This window comes from Paracoccus sp. BR5-17 (genome assembly GCF_055693925.1).
Genome location: NZ_JBVFUV010000003.1, coordinates 2,696,879 through 2,713,543, shown reverse-complemented (window position 1 = coordinate 2,713,543; position 16,665 = coordinate 2,696,879). Strand labels below are relative to the sequence as shown.

Annotated in this window: 18 protein-coding genes and 2 pseudogenes; 5 read left to right on the top strand and 15 right to left on the bottom strand. The window is 70.8% G+C overall.

Going from position 1 to position 16,665, the window contains the following annotated elements:
- Nucleotides 1-30: 30 nt before the first annotated feature.
- The 3 genes from ACZ1HC_RS15030 to ACZ1HC_RS15020 are packed head-to-tail and all read right to left on the bottom strand — an operon-like array spanning nt 31 to nt 2,100.
- Nucleotides 31-714 (bottom strand): M48 family metallopeptidase, encoded by a 684-nt coding sequence (locus ACZ1HC_RS15030; protein ID WP_472700675.1) that lies wholly within the window; start codon nt 712-714, stop codon nt 31-33.
- Nucleotides 715-754: 40 nt separating this feature from the next.
- On the bottom strand, nt 755-1,936 hold the full coding sequence (locus tag ACZ1HC_RS15025) for a vWA domain-containing protein (protein ID WP_472700674.1): 1,182 nt from the start codon (nt 1,934-1,936) through the stop codon (nt 755-757).
- Nucleotides 1,936-2,100: a hypothetical protein gene (locus ACZ1HC_RS15020; RefSeq protein ID WP_472700673.1), complete on the bottom strand. Its 165-nt coding sequence runs from the start codon at nt 2,098-2,100 to the stop codon at nt 1,936-1,938. Before ACZ1HC_RS15020 ends, ACZ1HC_RS15025 begins: the two co-directional genes overlap by 1 nt.
- A 138-nt stretch (nt 2,101-2,238) precedes the next feature.
- Between ACZ1HC_RS15020 and ACZ1HC_RS15015 the strand changes: the two genes are divergently transcribed.
- Entirely contained in the window at nt 2,239-2,397 is a 159-nt protein-coding gene (locus tag ACZ1HC_RS15015) for a hypothetical protein (protein ID WP_472700672.1), read from the top strand.
- Between the two features lie 6 nt (nt 2,398-2,403).
- On the opposite strand, the gene ACZ1HC_RS15010 is transcribed toward ACZ1HC_RS15015, so the two are convergent.
- The 5 genes and pseudogenes from ACZ1HC_RS15010 to ACZ1HC_RS14990 form a co-directional block, all read right to left on the bottom strand.
- Nucleotides 2,404-3,723 carry a GH1 family beta-glucosidase gene (locus tag ACZ1HC_RS15010; RefSeq protein ID WP_472700671.1) on the bottom strand — a complete coding sequence of 440 codons (1,320 nt, stop codon included), beginning with the start codon at nt 3,721-3,723 and terminating at the stop codon, nt 2,404-2,406.
- Nucleotides 3,724-3,761: 38 nt separating this feature from the next.
- Entirely contained in the window at nt 3,762-4,586 is an 825-nt protein-coding gene (locus ACZ1HC_RS15005; RefSeq protein WP_472700670.1) for a metal ABC transporter permease, read from the bottom strand.
- Nucleotides 4,583-5,433 (bottom strand): annotated as a pseudogene (locus ACZ1HC_RS15000) (metal ABC transporter permease). The gene ACZ1HC_RS15005 and the pseudogene ACZ1HC_RS15000 overlap by 4 nt, the downstream one beginning before the upstream one ends.
- Before the next feature lie 73 nt (nt 5,434-5,506).
- Entirely contained in the window at nt 5,507-6,352 is an 846-nt protein-coding gene (locus tag ACZ1HC_RS14995; RefSeq protein WP_472700669.1) for a manganese/iron ABC transporter ATP-binding protein, read from the bottom strand.
- Entirely contained in the window at nt 6,349-7,224 is an 876-nt protein-coding gene (locus ACZ1HC_RS14990) for a metal ABC transporter substrate-binding protein (RefSeq protein ID WP_472700668.1), read from the bottom strand. The genes ACZ1HC_RS14995 and ACZ1HC_RS14990 overlap by 4 nt, the downstream gene beginning before the upstream one ends.
- 111 nt (nt 7,225-7,335) lie before the next feature.
- On the opposite strand from ACZ1HC_RS14990, the gene ACZ1HC_RS14985 reads away from it, so the two are divergent.
- A complete protein-coding gene (locus ACZ1HC_RS14985) occupies nt 7,336-7,761 on the top strand; it encodes a Fur family transcriptional regulator (RefSeq protein ID WP_472700667.1) in 426 nt (141 codons plus the stop codon).
- A gap of 48 nt (nt 7,762-7,809) precedes the next feature.
- On the opposite strand, the gene ACZ1HC_RS14980 is transcribed toward ACZ1HC_RS14985, so the two are convergent.
- The 6 genes from ACZ1HC_RS14980 to ACZ1HC_RS14955 all read right to left on the bottom strand — a co-directional run bounded on the left by ACZ1HC_RS14980 (nt 7,810) and on the right by ACZ1HC_RS14955 (nt 13,421).
- Nucleotides 7,810-8,829 carry an LLM class flavin-dependent oxidoreductase gene (locus ACZ1HC_RS14980; protein ID WP_472700666.1) on the bottom strand — a complete coding sequence of 340 codons (1,020 nt, stop codon included), beginning with the start codon at nt 8,827-8,829 and terminating at the stop codon, nt 7,810-7,812.
- 91 nt (nt 8,830-8,920) lie between these two features.
- Entirely contained in the window at nt 8,921-9,835 is a 915-nt protein-coding gene (locus ACZ1HC_RS14975) for a lysophospholipid acyltransferase family protein (protein WP_472700665.1), read from the bottom strand.
- Nucleotides 9,832-10,722, bottom strand: a complete 891-nt coding sequence (locus ACZ1HC_RS14970) for a DMT family transporter (protein ID WP_472700664.1) — start codon at nt 10,720-10,722, stop codon at nt 9,832-9,834. The genes ACZ1HC_RS14975 and ACZ1HC_RS14970 overlap by 4 nt, the downstream gene beginning before the upstream one ends.
- 64 nt (nt 10,723-10,786) lie before the next feature.
- On the bottom strand, nt 10,787-11,728 hold the full coding sequence (locus ACZ1HC_RS14965) for a tyrosine recombinase (RefSeq protein WP_472700663.1): 942 nt from the start codon (nt 11,726-11,728) through the stop codon (nt 10,787-10,789).
- Nucleotides 11,725-13,182, bottom strand: a complete 1,458-nt coding sequence (locus tag ACZ1HC_RS14960) for a hypothetical protein (protein WP_472700662.1) — start codon at nt 13,180-13,182, stop codon at nt 11,725-11,727. Before ACZ1HC_RS14960 ends, ACZ1HC_RS14965 begins: the two co-directional genes overlap by 4 nt.
- On the bottom strand, nt 13,179-13,421 hold the full coding sequence (locus tag ACZ1HC_RS14955) for a hypothetical protein (protein ID WP_472700661.1): 243 nt from the start codon (nt 13,419-13,421) through the stop codon (nt 13,179-13,181). The genes ACZ1HC_RS14960 and ACZ1HC_RS14955 overlap by 4 nt, the downstream gene beginning before the upstream one ends.
- Nucleotides 13,422-13,545: 124 nt before the next feature.
- On the opposite strand from ACZ1HC_RS14955, the gene ACZ1HC_RS14950 reads away from it, so the two are divergent.
- Together ACZ1HC_RS14950 and aroB are read left to right on the top strand one after the other, a co-directional pair.
- Nucleotides 13,546-14,097 (top strand): shikimate kinase, encoded by a 552-nt coding sequence (locus ACZ1HC_RS14950; RefSeq protein ID WP_472700660.1) that lies wholly within the window; start codon nt 13,546-13,548, stop codon nt 14,095-14,097.
- The gene (gene aroB / locus ACZ1HC_RS14945) at nt 14,094-15,209 is read left to right on the top strand and encodes a 3-dehydroquinate synthase (protein WP_472700659.1); all 1,116 of its coding nucleotides are present in this window, start codon (nt 14,094-14,096) and stop codon (nt 15,207-15,209) included. The genes ACZ1HC_RS14950 and aroB overlap by 4 nt, the downstream gene beginning before the upstream one ends.
- Nucleotides 15,210-15,258: 49 nt before the next feature.
- Here aroB and ssb read toward each other — a convergent pair whose 3' ends face one another.
- Entirely contained in the window at nt 15,259-15,771 is a 513-nt protein-coding gene (gene ssb / locus ACZ1HC_RS14940; RefSeq protein WP_472700658.1) for a single-stranded DNA-binding protein, read from the bottom strand.
- Between the two features lie 187 nt (nt 15,772-15,958).
- On the opposite strand from ssb, the pseudogene ACZ1HC_RS14935 reads away from it, so the two are divergent.
- Nucleotides 15,959-16,583: pseudogene (locus tag ACZ1HC_RS14935) on the top strand (lytic transglycosylase domain-containing protein).
- The last annotated feature ends 82 nt before the right edge of the window (nt 16,584-16,665 follow it).

Sequence of the window (16,665 nt, the reverse complement as noted above, 5' to 3'; positions counted from 1 at the left end):
GCCTGTTCCTTCAGCGGTGCCAGCGGGCCTTCAGCGTTGCCAGCGGGCCTGCAGCGCCTCGATGGCGGCGATCCGGCGGGCGACGGGCGGGTGGGACAGCAGCCAGGCGGGCGCGGCGCCGCCGCGATGGCCGGTCAGCCGGTCCAGCTTGCGGAACAGCGAAATCTGCGGCGCCGTCCCCAGCCCGGCGCGGATCATCAGGGCGCTGGCGAAGCGGTCGGCCTCGAATTCGTCGTCGCGCGACAGGCGGGCGGCGACGGCGGTGGCGACAAGGCCCGCGATCCAGACGCCCAGGCCGGGGATGATGCGGCCCAGGATCCCGGCAAGCGCCATGCGGATCGCGTTCTGGCCCGCGAAGTCGATCATCCGCCGCCGCGCATGGCCGTGGGCCACATGGCCCAGTTCGTGGGCGATGACGCTGGCCAGTTCCTCGGGCGTGACCTCGCCCGCGTCCAGCTTGCGGATGAAGCCGCGGGTCAGGAAGATCCGCCCGTCGGGGGCGGCCAGCCCGTTCACGGGATCGACCTCGTAGACATGGGCGCTGACCGGCGGCAGGTCCATCGCCCGGCCCAGCCGCTCCAGCATGGGCACCAGGCGCGGATGGGTCAGCGGCGTCGAGTTCCGGTCCAGATCCTGACGCAGCCGGTACAGCGACATGAACCACATCGCCGCCAGGTACAGGATCAGAAGGATGATCGGCAGATACTTCATCATCGGGCCAATATGGCCCCGCACCCGCCCCCGCGCCAGAGGATCAGCCGAGGATCCGCATCGCCTGCGTCAACCCGTCCAGCGTCATGGGCATCATCCGGTTTTCGAAGATGCTGCCGATCATCGCGATCGAGGGCGTGTATCCCCAATGCGCCTGCGGCACCGGGTTCAGCCAGACGTGGTCCGGCCAGGTTTCGGCGGCGCGGCGCAGCCACAGTTCGCCCGGTTCCATGTTCCAGTGTTCGCTGGCCCCGCCCGGGGCCGCGATCTCGTAGGGCGACATCGAGGCGTCGCCGACGAAGATGCATTTGTAGTCGCGGCCGAAGCGGTGCAGCACGTCCCAGGTCGGCGTCTGTTCCGCCCAGCGGCGGCGGTTGTCCTTCCACACGCCTTCGTACAGGCAGTTGTGGAAATAGAAATGCTCCATGTGCTTGAACTCGGCCCGGGCGGCCGAGAACAGCTCGTCCACGACGCGGATGTGGTCGTCCATCGACCCGCCCACGTCCAGAAACAGCAGCACCTTGACCGCGTTGCGCCGTTCGGGCCGGGTCTGCACGTCGATATAGCCGTGGTCGGCGGTGGCGCGGATGGTGGCGGGCAGGTCCAGTTCTTCGGCCGCGCCGTGCCGCGCCCAGTGCCGCAGCCGCTTCAGCGCCACCTTGATGTTGCGGGTGCCCAGTTCCACGTTGTCGTCGAAGTCGCGGAACTCGCGCTTGTCCCAGACCTTGACGGCGCGGCGGTGGCGCGATTCGTCCTGGCCGATGCGCACGCCTTCGGGGTTGTAGCCATGGGCCCCGAAGGGCGAGGTTCCCGCCGTGCCGATCCACTTGCTGCCGCCCTGGTGGCGCCCCTGCTGCTGGGCCAGCCTCTCGCGCAGGGTCTTCATCAAATCCTCGAAGCTGCCGCTGCCGCGGATCCGCGCCTTCTCCTCCTCGGTCAGCAGCTTCTCGGCCAGCTTCTCCAGCCAGTCCCGGGGGATGGCCTGTTCGGTGACAAGCGCCTCGATCGGGATCGTCTCCAGGCCCGCGAAGGACTCGGCGAAGGCGCGGTCGAAGCGGTCGATGTGGCGTTCGTCCTTGACCAGAGACAGCCGGGCCAGGTGATAGAAGCCATCGGCCGACCAGCCCGCCACCCCGGCCTGCATCCCGGCCATCAGGTCCAGCCATTCCCTGAGCGAGACCGGAACCCCCTGGCGGCGCAGGCTGTCGAGGAAGGGAATGAACATCACAGCACCCGGTCGAGAATGACGGTGGCGAACAGCCCCGGCAGGGCGAAGGCGATGGCGAAGCCCGCCGCATACTGCGCCCGGTCGCGCCGGGTGCCGCCAAGCCGCGCGGCGCGGCGCCAGCCCAGGATTGCACCGATGACGGCGGCGGCGATGACGATCATGGTGGCCCCTGGCGTTCGTTCCTGCCTGTCCAGATAGACCCTGGCCGGGCACGGCGCAACCGACGGGCGGGCGGTCGGGCGTGGAACATGCGCGCGGCCACCGGGTTGAGGTCGATCATTCAAGCGCAGGAGGACGCCATGAGCGACACCGAAAACCCCGACGCCGTTCCGCCGGGTACCCCGGGGGCGGGGGAAAACATCTGCCGGAAATGCGAAGGCACCGGCAAGGTCGAGGGCGAAGAATGCCCCGACTGCGGCGGCACCGGCAAGGTCGTCACCGGCATCGGCGGCGCCTGATCCGCGTCAGCCCGCCGGGGCCAGCATGGCACGGAAGGCGTGCCAGCTGGCCTTGGGGGTGCGGGTCATGGTGTCATAGTCCACATGGACCAGGCCGAAGCGCGGCCCGTATCCCCAAGCCCATTCGAAGTTGTCCAGCAGCGACCAGTAGAAGAAGCCCCGCAGGTTGACGCCCTGATCCATCGCCGCCCGCGCCGCGCGCAGGTGGTCGCCGATGAAGGCGATGCGGCGGGGATCGGCGGCAATGTCGCGGCCCGCTGCCTCGGCAATGCCGTTTTCGGTGACCATGATCGGCAAGCCGCCCACATGGTCGCGGCAAAGCCGGGTCAGGAACTCGGTCAGGCCCTCGGGGCGGATCTCCCACCCCATCTGCGTCCTGGGCAGCGGTCCGTCCACGGCCTCGCCCTGCGGCCACAGGCCCGCGCCCGCCCCATAGAGACGGCGGGTATAGTAGTTCACGCCCAGCCAGTCGATCGGCTGCGCGATCAGGGCCATGTCGGCCTGCCAGTCCTGCGGCAGATGCGGTTCCAGCCCCTCCAGGGCGTCCTGCGGATAGCCCTGGCCCATGATGGCGCGGATGAACCACTGGTTGTAGATCGCGTCCTGCAGCCGCGCCGCGCGGGCTGCCCCCGGCGTGTCGTCGGCGGGCTGGGCGGTCTCGAAGTTCAGGACGATGCCCAGGTTGCGGGCACCTGCGGCGCGCAGCGCCTGCAGGGCGGTGCCGTGGGCTAGCAGGACGTGGTGCATGGCCCGGGCGGCGGCGCGGATGTCGCGCAGGCCGGGCGCGTGATGGCCCAGGAAATGCGACAGCCAGGAGATGCACCAGGGTTCGTTCAGCGTCGCCGCGCTGGCGGTCCGATCGCCCAGGCGGGCCTGCACGCACCCGCAGTAGTCGGCGAAGCGGGGGGCGATGTCGCGGTTCTGCCAGCCGCCCCGGTCCGCCAGGGCCGCCGGCAGGTCCCAGTGATAGAACGTCAGGTGCGGCGCCAGCCCGCGCTCCAGCATCCCGTCCACAAGCCGGTCGTAGAACGCTAGGCCACGCGGGTCCGCCGTCACCCCGTCGGGCATCACCCGCGCCCACGAGGTCGAGAAGCGGTAAGCCGAAAAGCCCGCCTCGCGGATCAGGTCCAGATCCTCGGGCCAGCGGTGGTAGTGGTCGCAGGCCCGGCTGCCGTTGCCGGCATCCGCGATGGTGCCGGGCGTGGCGGCGAAGCTGTCCCAGTGCGACGGCCCGGCATGGCCCTGGGCCGAGCCCTCGATCTGATAGGCCGAGGTGGCCACCCCGAAGATGAAGTCGGCCGGGAAGGCAGAGCGGTCGGGCAGCATCGGGTTCCTTTCGGCGGTGGGGTTGCGGTGGCGGGGGATCAGGGGGCGGGGCGGGGCGCGCGGGACTGGCGCCAGAAGAACACCAGCGTGAACAGCGCCGTCATCACCACGACGATGGTGGGGGCGGGGGCGCTGTCCAGCCAGAAGCTGATCCAGATGCCCGCCAGGCTGGACAGCGTGGCGATCAGCACCGACAGGACCAGCATCGCCTGCAGCCTGCGCGTCATCAGGAAGGCGATGGCCCCCGGCGCGATCAGCAGCGCCACCGACAGGATGATGCCCACCGCCGACAGCATCGCCACCACCACGGCCGAGATCATCGCCAGCATCCCGTAATGCAGCCAGCCCACCGCCAGACCGGCGACGCGCGCCTGCACCGGGTCGAAGACCAGCAGCGCGAAGTCGCGCCATTTCAGGATCAGCACCAGCCCCACGGCCGCCGAGATCGACCCCGCCGACAGGAAGTCGTCCCGCCCGATCCCCAGGATGTTGCCGAACAGGATGTGGTCCAGATGCACGTCGGTGGGGAACTGCGTGTAGATCACGATCCCCAGCCCGAACATCCCCGCCATGACCACCCCCAGCGTCGTGTCGGGCTTGATGCGGCTGTTGGCGTCCAGCCAGCCCGCCGACAGCGCGCAGACCATGCCCGCCGCGAAGGCCCCGATCAGCAGGGGGATGCCGGCCAGGTAGGCCAGCACGATGCCCGGCAGCACGGCGTGGCTGATCCCGTCGCCCATCAGCGCCCATCCGCGCAGCACGAGAAAGCAGCTGAGAAGCGCGGCGGGGATGCTGACGATCACCGCGATCAGCGCCGCCTCGACCATGAAGGGGAAGGCGAAGGGGGCGGTCAGCCAGGTCATTCGCCCGCCTCGCGCAGGCGGCGCCGGCTGGCCAGCAGGCCGTGGCGCGGGGCCAGGACGAAGGCCGCCAGGAAGATCAGGGTCTGCAGCACCACGATGATGCCGCCCGTCGCGCCGTCCAGGAAGAAGCTGGCATAGGCGCCCAGGGCCGAGGTCAGGCTGCCGATCGCCACCGACAGCGCGATCAGGCGCGGAAAGCGGTCGGTCAGCAGATAGGCGGTGGCGCCGGGGGTGACGACCATCGCGATGACCAGGAAGGCGCCCACCGTCTGCATCGCCGCCACGGTCGAGGCCGCCAGCAGCGTGAAGAACAGCACCCGCAGCCGGCCGGGATGAAGGCCGATGGTGCGGGCATGGCTTTCGTCGAAGAACACCACCATCAGGTCGCGCCACTTCGCCAGCAGGATCGCCAGCGACACCCCGCCGATGATCGCCAGCTGCAGCGTGTCAGCCGGCGAGATCGCCAGGATGTTGCCCATGGTGATCGCCTGCAGATCGACCGAGACCGGGTTCAGCGAGATCATGAACAGCCCGATCCCGAAGAAGCCGGTGAAGATCAGGCCGATGATGGCGTCCTCCTTCAGGCCCGTGCGGCTGTTCAGGAACAGCATGGTCAGCGCCGCCAGCCCCCCGACAGGAAGGCGCCCAGCGCGAAGGGCAGGCCCAGCATGTAGGCGCCCGCGACGCCGGGGACGATGGAATGGGACAGGGCGTCGCCGATCAGGCTCCAGCCCTTCAGCATCAGATAGGCCGACAGGAAGGCGCAGACCGCGCCCACCAGGGCCGAGACCCAGATGGCGTTCGCCATGTAACCGTAGGTGAAGGGGATCAGCAGGGTGTCCAGCATCAGCCGTCGCAGGCGGGGGTTTCACACCCCCGCGCCCCCGTGGGGTATTGGCACAAAGGTGAAGCCGGGCGCGTCATCCGTCGGTCCTGCGGGCGCGCTGGTCGTAGAAGACCGCCGGGCGTTCGTCGTCGGTGAAGACGTCCAGGCTGCGGTGGTCGGCGTCGTCGTGCAGCGCCGCGCCCGCCAGCACGAAGTGGCGCAGCACGCCGCCGAAGGCCATGCGCAGGTTTTCGGGGGTGAAGGTCGTCTCGGTCGGGCCGCTGGCCAGGACGGTGCCCTTCACCATCACCACCCGGTCGCAGTATTCCGGCACCGAGCCCAGGTCGTGGGTCGAGACCAGCATGACCCGGCCTTCCTCTCGCATCGCCCTGAGCAGGGCGATGATCGCCTCCTCGGTCTTGACGTCCACGCCGGTGAAGGGCTCGTCCAGCAGGACCACCCGGGCGTCCTGGGCGATGGCGCGGGCCAGGAACACGCGCTTCTTCTGGCCCCCGGACAGTTCGCCGATCTGGCGGCGGCGGAAATCGGTCATGCCGACGCGGGCCAGGGCCGCGTCCACCGCCTGCCGGTCGGCGGCGCGGGCGCGGCGGAAAAAGCCCATGTGGCCGTAGCGGCCCATCATCACCACGTCCTCGACCAGCACGGGGAAGGTCCAGTCCACCTCCTCGGCCTGGGGGACATAGGCCACCAGGTTGCGGGCAAGCGCCTCGGCCACGCTGCCGCCCATGATGCGGACCTGCCCCGCGGCATGGGGCAGCAGCCCCATCAGCGCCTTGAACAGCGTCGATTTCCCCGCCCCGTTCACGCCCACCAGGGCGGTGACCGATCCCTTGGGCACGAAGAAGCTGGCGTCCCGCAGGGCGGTGACGCCGTTGCGGTAGGCGACGGTCAGGTTCTTGACGTCGATCCCGTCGGTCATCCCCCCAGCCCGTCCACGATCGTCTGCGCGGTGACGCGCAGCAGGTCCAGATAGGTGGGCACCGGGCCGTCGGCCTCGCTCAGGCTGTCCACATAGAGGACGCCGCCATAGGTCGCGCCGGTCTCGGCAGCGACGCGGCGGGCCGGACGGTCGGACACGGTGGATTCCGAGAAGATCACGCCGATGCCGTTGTCGCGCATCACGTCGATGACCTGGCGGACCTGCTGGGGGGTGCCCTGCGCATCGGCGTTGATCGGCCAGAGGTAAAGCTCGTTCAGGCCGAAGTCGCGGGCGAGATAGGAAAACGCCCCTTCCGAGGTGACCAGCCAGCGGCGTTCCGGGGGCAGGGCGCGGGCGGCGTCGCGCAGCGGGGCGATGGTGCGGGTGATCCGGTCCTTGTAGGCCTCGGCATTGGCCTTGTAGGCCGCGGCGTTGGCGGGATCGGCGCCGGCCAGGGCGGCGGCGATGTTGTCCACATAGATCAGGGCGTTGTCCAGCCCCATCCAGGCGTGGGGGTTCGGCTTGCCCTGATACTCTCCGCCGCTGATGGGCAGCGGTTCCACGCCGTCGCTGACCACGGCCACCGGCACATCGCCCAGCTGGTCGATGAACTGCTGGAACCAGCTTTCCAGGTTCAGGCCGTTGGCAAGGATCAGCTGCGCGTCGCTGGCGCGGATCAGGTCGCCCGAGCTGGGCTGGTAATTGTGGATCTCGGCCCCCGGCCGGGCGATGGATTCCACCACCGCCGCATCGCCGGCGACGTTGCGGGCCATGTCGGCGATGATGGTGAAGGTGGTCGCCACCTTCAGGGGTTCGGCCTGGGCGGGCAGGGACAGCAGGCCGGCCAGCGCGGCCGCCGCAAGCAGTTTCATCGCGATGGGCTTTCCTCCTCGGTCCATGGGGACGTTATGTGCAAACCGTTCGCATCTGTCAACACTTGAGAACTAGTTGCAACTGAACGCGGCCTGGGGCATGAAGGTTTCATGGAAAAGCGCGCGACACGACTGGAACAGGCCCTGCGCGATGCCGGGGTGCGGGTGACGCGGCAGCGCGCGGCGCTGCTGCGCGTGATCGCGGGCAGCGAGGATCACCCGGACGCCGCCGAGTTGCACCGCCGGGCCGAGGCGGCGGGGGCGGGGGTGTCGCTGGCGACCGTCTATCGCACGCTGACCACGCTGCGGACGCAGGGGGTGATCGACAAGCTGGAGTTCCAGGGCGAGCCGGCCCGGTGGGAGGCCGCCGATCAGCGCCACCACGACCACATGATCGACCTCGAGACCGGCGACGTGGTCGAGTTCACCGACGACCGGATCGAGCGGCTGCAGGCCGAGATCGCCGCCGAGAGGGGCTACGAGATCGTCCACCACCGGCTGGAGCTTTACGTCCGCCGCAGGCGCAGGGGCGCCTAGCGCGGTCCTTCCCGGCCGGGCCGGCAAGGGGCTGCCGGGCCGCCCGGATCAGCGCCATCCAAGGGGCGGCGCGACGTGGCGCAGGATGTTGTCCAGGACGTGGACGTTGTAATCGACCCCCAGCATGTTCGGCACCGTCAACAGCAGGGTGTCGGCCTCGGCGATCGCCTCGTCCTCGCGCAGCTGGTCGATCAGGCGGTCGGGCTCGTCGGCATAGCTGCGCCCGAACACGGCGCGGTAGTTGTCGATGGTGCCGATCTGGTCGCTGTCCTTGCCGCCGCGCCCGAAGAACCGGCGGTCCATGTCCGAGGTCAGCGCGAAGATCGACCGGCTGACCGACACCCGCGGGCTGCGGTCATGGCCCGCCGCCGCCCATTCCTGGCGGAAGATGCGGATCTGGCGGGCCTGCTGGACGTGGAACGGCTCGCCCGTCTCGTCCACCTTCAGCGTCGAGCTTTGCAGGTTCATGCCCATCCGCGCCGCCCACCGCGCCGTCGCCTCGGAGGCCGAGCCCCACCAGATGCGCTCGCGCAGGCCGGGGGAATGGGGCTCCAGCCGCAGCAGGCCGGGCGGGTTGGGAAACATCGGCCGCGGGTTGGGGCGGGCGAAGCCCCGGCCTTCCAGCTGTTGCAGGAACACCTCGGCATGGCGGCGCGCCATGTCCTGATCGCTCTCGCCCTCGGCCGGGCGATAGCCGAAATGGCGCCAGCCATCGACCACCTGTTCCGGGCTGCCCCGGCTGATGCCCAGCTGCAGCCGCCCGCCCGAGATCAGGTCGGCCGCGCCCGCGTCCTCGACCATGTAGAGAGGGTTTTCATAGCGCATGTCGATGACGCCGGTGCCGATCTCGATGCGGCTGGTGCGCGCGCCGATGGCCGCCAGCAGCGGGAAGGGCGAGGCAAGCTGGCGGGCGAAGTGATGCACGCGGAAATAGGCGCCGTCCGCGCCCAGCTCCTCGGCCGCGATAGCAAGGTCGATGGACTGCACCAGCACGTCGCGCGCGGTGCGGACCTGCGATCCCGGTTCGGGCGACCAGTGGCCGAAGGACAGAAAGCCGATCTTCTTCATGAGTCACCCCGTGCTGCGCCAGCCCGCGCCGGATTGCGTCGCCCCGCGCGTTGCAGCCCAGATAGGGTCTTGGAGCGCCCTCAGGCAAGGATCACCCGCGCGCAGGCCCTGTGCGCCGGCGCGCCGGGCGGGGCTGTTTCCAGCGGCGATGCACCCAGAACCACTGGTCCATGTGGCGGCGCACCAGCATCTCGAGGTCGTCGTTCAGCGCCTGCATCATGGTGGCGGGATCGCTGTGCCGGACCGGCTGGCCCACCTGGACGCGAAAGCGCAGCCCGTCGGGGCAGCGGATGCCGTGGACCGGGACCAGAAGCGCGTCGTATCGCAGGGCCAGTTCCGCCGGCGTCAGCACCGTGCGGCTGGGCAGGCCGAAGAAGCGCAGTTCGGGCGCGCGCCGGTCATACTGGTCGAAGCCCAGCGCCAGCCAGCCGCCGCCGCGCAGGAAGCGCAGCATCGAGGTCAGCCCCGACCGGCCGCGCGGGAACAGCGGCTCGGCGATGGCGGTGATGGCGGGGATGTAATGGCGGTTGAACGCCTCGTTGTTCATCGGGCGGTACAGCGCGCCCACCGGCCAGCCCCGCGCGGCAAGCGCGGTGCGCATGGCGTCGTAATTGCCGAAATGGGCGCAGGCGACGATGACCGGGCGATGGGCATCGAAGGCGGCCTCCAGGTCGGGCAGGCCCGGGCCTTCCAGCGGATCGGCGTCGCGGATGCGGGCGGTGAACTCCTCGCCCGAATAGATCTCGGCCACCGAGCGGCCGGCATTGTCGGGCACGGCACGGGTCAGCGCCCTGACCTCGGCGGGGGTCAGGTCGGGGCGGGCCAGGGCCAGGTTCTCGCGGATGCGGCGGCGCCAGCCGGCCAGCGGCCCCAGCACATGCGCGAACAGCCAGCCCACGGCGGGGATGCGCCGTTCATAGGGCAGAAGCCGGGCAAGCCCGATCACCGACAGGAAGGCGGCGTTGGCGATGCGGTCGGACAGGGGCGGGGTCTCGGGCTGGCTCATCGGGTCTTTCGCGTGGCGCGGGCTTCTCGGGACCAGACGTAAAGCCCCGCGGCCACGATAAGCGCCGCGCCCGCCACGGTAAACCGGTCGGGAAGCTGGCCGAACAGCAGCCAGCCCCACAGCCCGGCCCAGATCAGCCCGGTATAGCCGAAGGGCGCCAGCACGCCCGCCTCGGCGGTGGCGAAGGCGCGCACCAGCAGGTACTGGCTCAGCGTGCCGAAGACGCCCAGCAGCCCGAAGGCCCAGAGATCGGCGGGCGCGACGGGCTGCCAGAAGAACGGCACCGCCGCCGATGTCAGGACCGTCCCCACCACCGCCGACCACATGACCGAGGTGGCGACCGAATCCGAGCGCGCCATCCGCGTCAGCAGCGCCCCCGCCGCATAGGTAAAAGCGCCCGCCAGCGGCAGAAGCGCGGCGGGCTGGAAGACCCCCAGGCCCGGCCGGATGATGATGAGCGCGCCGATCAGCGCGACGCCGATCCCGGCCAGCCGCCGCGGGCCGATGGGTTCGCCCAGAAACAGTGCCGCGCCCAAGGTGATGAGGACCGGGTTCAGGTCCATGATCGCCGTCGCCTCGGCCAGGCCGATCACCTGAAGCGCGCTGAAGAACAGCCCGACCGAGCCCAGCTGCATCAGCGCCCGCGCGAATTGCAGCCCCGGGCGGCGGGTGCGCAGCAGCGCAAGCGTCCCGCCCCGGAAGATCAGCGCGAAGATCGCCAGGTTTCCCACGAAGCGCGCCCAGACCACCTGCGCCGGGTGATAGCCTTGCGTCAGGTGCTTGGCGGTGGCGTCCATCATCGTGAAGCCCAGGATCGCGGCCAGCATCAGCAGGATGCCGGTCGTCTGCGCGGGGTGCGTCCGGCGCAAGGCTGTCTGGTCGGTCATCGGCTTCCCCGCATTTCCGTTCCCGCACCTCCTAGTGGCAGGATCGGCCGGGGCCAAGCCTTCCTCAGCCCTTCCGGGCCAGCGGGTGATGGGTCAGCACCAGGTCGCGCATCCGGTCGTCCAGGACATGCGTGTAGATCTCGGTCGTGCCGAGGTCGGCATGGCCCAGAAGCATCTGGATCGACCGCAGGTCGGCGCCGCCCTCCAGCAGATGCGTGGCGAAGGCGTGGCGGATGACATGCGGCGTCACGCGAGACGGCGACACGCCAGCCGCCACCGCCATGTCGTTCAGCAGCCGCCCGAAGCTCTGGCGGGGCATGTGGCCCGCGGCACCGGGGGCGGGGAACAGCCAGCGGGCCCCCTTGCCCGCGACCAGCCGGCCAAGCGCGCCATCGCGCGGCGCGCCGTCGCGGATGGCCAGCCAGGCCGACAGGGCGCGGCGCGCGGGGGGCGTCAGGGGCACCATGCGTTCCTTGTCGCCCTTGCCCCGGATCAGCAGCACCCGCGGGTCGCCGCGGCAGGCGGCGGCGGGAAGCGCCACCAGTTCGCTGACGCGCATCCCGGTCGCATACAGCAGTTCCACCAGGCACAGGTTGCGCGCCCGCTCGGCCTCGGTCCGGCCGATGCGGGGGGCGGCGGCCAGAAGCGCCTCGATCTCGGCGCGGTCCAGGGTCTTGGGCAGGCGCCTGGACCGCCCCGGCCCGCTGAGGCGGATCGCCGGGTCGGTGTCGCGCCACCCCTCCTCGAGCGCGAAGCGCGTGAACTGCCGGATCGAGGACAGCCGCCGCGCGCGCGTCGCCCGCGACAGCCCCTGCGCGTCGCAATGGGACAGATAGTCCTCGACAAGTTCGCGCGTCAGCCCGGCCAGCGACAGCCCGCGCGCCGACAGCCAGTCCGACAGGTCGCGCAGGTCGCGCCCATAGGCCAGAACGGTGTTGCGCGCCGACCCGGATTCGGCGGCCTTGGCGTCCAGGAAGGCCGAGATGGCGCGGTGGTCGGCCATCATGGCGCGGGCCGCATCACCGGCAGCAGCGACAGTTGCGCCGCCGCAAGATCGGCCTCGGCCGTCAGGCCAAGCGCGCGCAGCATGGCCAGCCCGCGCCCCGCGCGCGCCAGATCGCCGTCAAGACCCGCGTCGATGTCGGCAAGGGCCGTCAGCAGCGCCTCGCCCTGGCGGGTCGCGGGGGGCGGGACGGGTTCGGCCTTCAGCGCCGGGTCGAGGACCAGCGGGGTGGGCGTGGGCAGCCCCTGCCATTGCCGAAGCCAGGTCGCGATCTCGGCCGCGCGGTCCGCGCCCGCCTGCGGCAGGTCGGCCGCGACCATCGCCGCCAGCACGTCGGCCATCCCGGCGGCGCGGAACTGGTCGAAGGCGGCGGGCAGGGCAGGCGCGGGATCGCCCCCCGCCAGCGCCGCCTCAAGCGTGCGCATCGCCCCCGCCCGTTCCCAGACCCCGCCCGAGGCCGCCGGCTTCTGTTCGCTGTAGAGCGCGCGCAGCGTGGCCGCAGGAATGGCGCCCGCGCGCGCCAGCCGTTCGGCGGCCTCCAGCCGGGCCTTCCAGCCGTTGTTGGGGCGCAGGTCGGAATGGGCGAAGGCGATGGGCAGCGAGGACGTGGGCAACGGCTGGCCGATCGCCTCGTGGATGCGGAAATCCAGCGGCGTCACGCGGTCGGCCGGGGGCAGCATCTGGTCGCTGTCCACATAGGCGTCGTCCAGGAAATGCGTCAGCAGCACCGCCTGGCGCTGGTCCAGCAGGCCCAGGCTTTCCGCCCCGTGCAGGCTGATCGCCGCGGCGGCCCAGTCGCCGGTCTGCGCCAGGCAGAAGATGCGCGCGGCGAAGCTGGGGGCGATGCCCGGGGTGGTGTTCATGATGTCGCAGGCCCCGCCCTCGTCCCCCTCGAGCAGGGCGATGTCGAACAGGCGGCGGAAGATCTCGGGGTTGCCGGGACCCGCGGCGATCAGCAGCGCCTGGGCGCGGTCCACCGCGCCGCCGTCCAGAAGCCGGTCGGCGCGCGCCAGGAACAGGCGGCCCTGCGGCGCGCTGCCCCCGGCGGGCGGGCGGAACTGCGTGGTCAGGACGCGGTCCAGCAGGGCGTTCATCGCCGGCAGCCGCGCGGGCGTGCGCAGGATCAGGTCGGCCAGCGCCGCGGGATCGCTGCCCTGCCACAGGCTGGCGGGCAGGCCCGCCTTGCGCGGCGTCGTCAGCCCCGCCGCGTCGGGATTGCCGTCGCCCAGCCGCGTCACCTGGACCGGACCCACCGCGCCGCTCGAGGCCACGGGCCGGGGTCCGGCCCCCGGCACGCCCGGAGGCGGGGGATCGCCGGGCCGCCAGGCCGAGCTTTCGCGGTCCGGCCCCCGCACGCTGCCCGACAGCCAGTCGCTGGCCGACAACGGCTGCTGGCCCTGGGCGGCCTGGCCCCAGGCCAGCACGGCCGCCAGCAGGAGGAGGCGCCGGGCCGTCACTCGGCTTCGGCCTGGGTTGCGGCCGGCGCCGCGGCGTCGGCCGGGGTGCCGGCCGGCTGGGCCGGTTCTGCGCCGGCGGGGGCAGGGGCGGGGGCAGGGGCAGGGGCAGGGGCAGGGGCGCCGGTGACGGGGCTGCGCACCTCGGACCGGACCGGCGCCATGTCGCCGAAATAGGCATAGCCCGCCAAGCCGATCAGGGCCGCCACAAGCAGCACCACCAGAACCTTCAGCAGCCGCATCGAATTCGCCTCGTTTCTTCGTTGTCGTGTCCTACGCCCGGTCTTTCGCCGGCCTGCCCGGAATATATATGGCATTTTCCGAAAGATCACGCCATTCAGTCGGCCACCACGGCGGGGAACGGACATGCGGCAGCGCCTGCGGCGCCATATCGTGCTGATCGGAATGATGGGGGCGGGCAAGACCGCGCTCGGGTCGGAGCTGGCCCGCCGCCTGCACGTCCCCTTCACCGATTCGGACCTTGAAATCGAAACCGCCGCGGCCATGTCCATCGCCGAGATCTTCGCCCGCGACGGGGAAGCCTTCTTCCGCGACCGCGAGGCGCAGGTGATCGCGCGGATCCTGAAGGATTCGCCGCGCGTCATCTCGACCGGCGGCGGCGCCTGGATGCAGGACCGCAACCGCGAGGCCATCCGGCAGGCGGCCCTGTCGGTCTGGCTGGACTGCGACCTGGACACGCTGTGGCACCGGGTCAGGCAGCGCGCCACCCGGCCGCTGCTGAAGACGGCCGACCCCCGCGGCACGCTGGCCCGCCTCATGGCCGAGCGGGGCCCGACCTATGCCACGGCGGAACTGACCTTCCAGGCCCGCGGCGGCGACAGCATTGCCCAGGCCACAACCCGACTGCTGGCCGCGATCCGCGCGGCCGACCCCCAGCTTGTGATCGAGACGCCATGACCCGCCATCCCGACCCCGTCACCGTCCGGGTTCCCCTGGGCGACCGCGCCTACGACGTGCGCATCGGCCCCGCCCTGATCGACCGCGCCGGGACCGAGATCGCGCCCTTGCTGTCGCGCCCGCGCCTGGCCATCGTCACGGACGACACCGTGGCGCCTTTGCACCTGCCGCGCCTGCGACAGGCCCTGTCCTCCGCGGGCATCGCCTCCGAGGCCCTGGTCCTGCCCGCGGGCGAGGCCACCAAGGACTGGACCCATCTGGCCCGCACCGTGGAATGGCTGCTCGAGCAGCGGGTCGAACGGCGCGATGTCGTGGCGGCCTTCGGCGGCGGCGTGATCGGCGATCTGGTGGGCTTCGCGGCCGCGATCCTGCGGCGCGGGGTGCGCTTCGTGCAGATCCCCACCACGCTTCTGGCGCAGGTGGACAGCAGCGTGGGCGGCAAGACCGGCATCAACAGCGTGCAGGGCAAGAACCTGATCGGCGCCTTCCACCAGCCCTCGCTGGTGCTGGCCGACATCGCGGTGCTGGACACGCTGGCCCTCCGCGACTTCCTGGCCGGCTATGGCGAGGTGGCGAAATACGGGCTTCTGGGCGATGCCGGCTTCTTCGCCTGGCTGGAGGAGAACGCCCCCCGGCTGCGCGACGACATGGCGGCGCGGCAGCACGCGGTGGCCCATTCCGTCGCAATGAAGGCCGGGATCGTCAGCCGCGACGAGACCGAACAGGGCGAACGCGCGCTGCTGAACCTGGGCCATACCTTCGGCCACGCGCTTGAATCCGCGACCGGCTATTCGGACCGGCTGCTGCACGGCGAAGGGGTGGCGATCGGCTGCGCGCTGGCCTTCGACCTGTCGGCCCGCATGGGCCTGTGCAGCCAGGAAGCGCCCTCGCGCGTGCTGGCGCATCTGCGGCGGATGGGGATGCCCGCGGCGCTGCGCGACATTCCGGGCGATCTGCCCGACGACGCCGCGCTGATCGCGCTGATGGGGCAGGACAAGAAGGTGATCGACGGCCGGCTGCGCTTCGTGCTGGCGCGCGGCATCGGCGAGGCCTTCGTCAGCGACGAGGTGCGGGCCGACACCCTGGCGGCGGTGCTGCGGGACGCGCGCTAGGCGCGCCCCTGCCACGGAGCGGCCCCGTTCGGATCAGCCCCGGTTCGGATCAGAAGGGGATCTCGTCGTCGTATTCGCTGCGGCCGCCGCCGCCCTGGCCCGCGCTGCCGCTGCCACCGCCCGGGGTCGAGCCGCCCCGGTCGTAATCGTCATAGCCGCCGAAGCCGCCGCCGCCTGCGCCGCCGCCACCGCCCGCGCCGCCACCGCCGTCACGCCCGTCCAGCATCTGCAGCGTGCCGTTGAAGCCGCGCAGCACCACCTCGGTCGTGTAGCGTTCCTGGCCGGACTGGTCCTGCCATTTGCGGGTCTCCAGCTGGCCCTCGATGTAGACCTTGCTGCCCTTCTTCAGGAACCGCTCGACCACGTTGACCAAGCCCTCGGACATGATGGCGACGCTGTGCCATTCGGTCCGCTCCTTGCGCTCGCCGGTGTTGCGGTCCTTCCACTGCTCGGATGTGGCGATGCGCAGGTTGGCGACCTTGCCGCCGTTCTGGAAGGTGCGGATTTCGGGATCGCGGCCCAGATTGCCGATCAGGATGACCTTGTTGACGCTGCCTGCCATGACGAATTCCTGCAATGTGTCCTTGACCGCATGGTCTAGCGCAGGGTCAGGACCGATGCAAAAGCAAAACCGTCGCACCGGTGCGCGCTTTGCCGCCATGCCGCATCCTGGCGGAAAAGGGGTGCTGGCGAGGCGTCGGGTTTTCTGTATAGTCCCGTCAAAACCCACAACAACGAGGGACAGGGACATGAACATCATCCCTACCATCAAGGCGGGTCTGTGCGCGACGCTGATCGCAGGCCTTGCCCTGCCTGCCGCGGCCGAGGGGCTGCGCCTGTCGGGCAGTTCGTCGAAATCGCGCGCCGAACAGTTCGCCCGCCAGACCCGGCTGATGGATTCGCGCCTGGCAGGGCAGTACCAGCAATCGGCGCGCCTTCAGCCCAACGCCCGCCGCGGCGGCAATTCCGTGGACATCCAGCTTTCCGCGAACATCCCCGCCTATCGGGGCAAGCGCAGCGACTACATCCCCCACGCCCGCGAGGCCGCGCGCCGCTATGGCATCCCCGAGGATCTGTTCCTGCGCCTGGTCCAGCAGGAATCGGGCTGGAATCCCCAGGCCCGGTCGCACAAGGGCGCCACGGGTCTGGCGCAGCTGATGCCGGGAACGGCGGCCAAGCTGGGCGTGAACCCGAACGATCCGGTGCAGAACCTGAACGGCGGGGCGCGCTACCTGCGGATGATGTACAACCAGTTCGGCAACTGGCGGCTTGCGCTGGCGGCCTACAACGCCGGTCCGGGCGCGGTGCAGAAATACAAGGGCATCCCCCTATCGCGAGACCCGCAACTACGTCCGGATCATCGCGGGCAGCTGAGCCCCATCTTCTGTGCGAAAATATCCTCGGGGGTGAATTGGCCGCAGGCCAAGAGGGGCGCGAGCGCCCCCTTCGTCGTGGG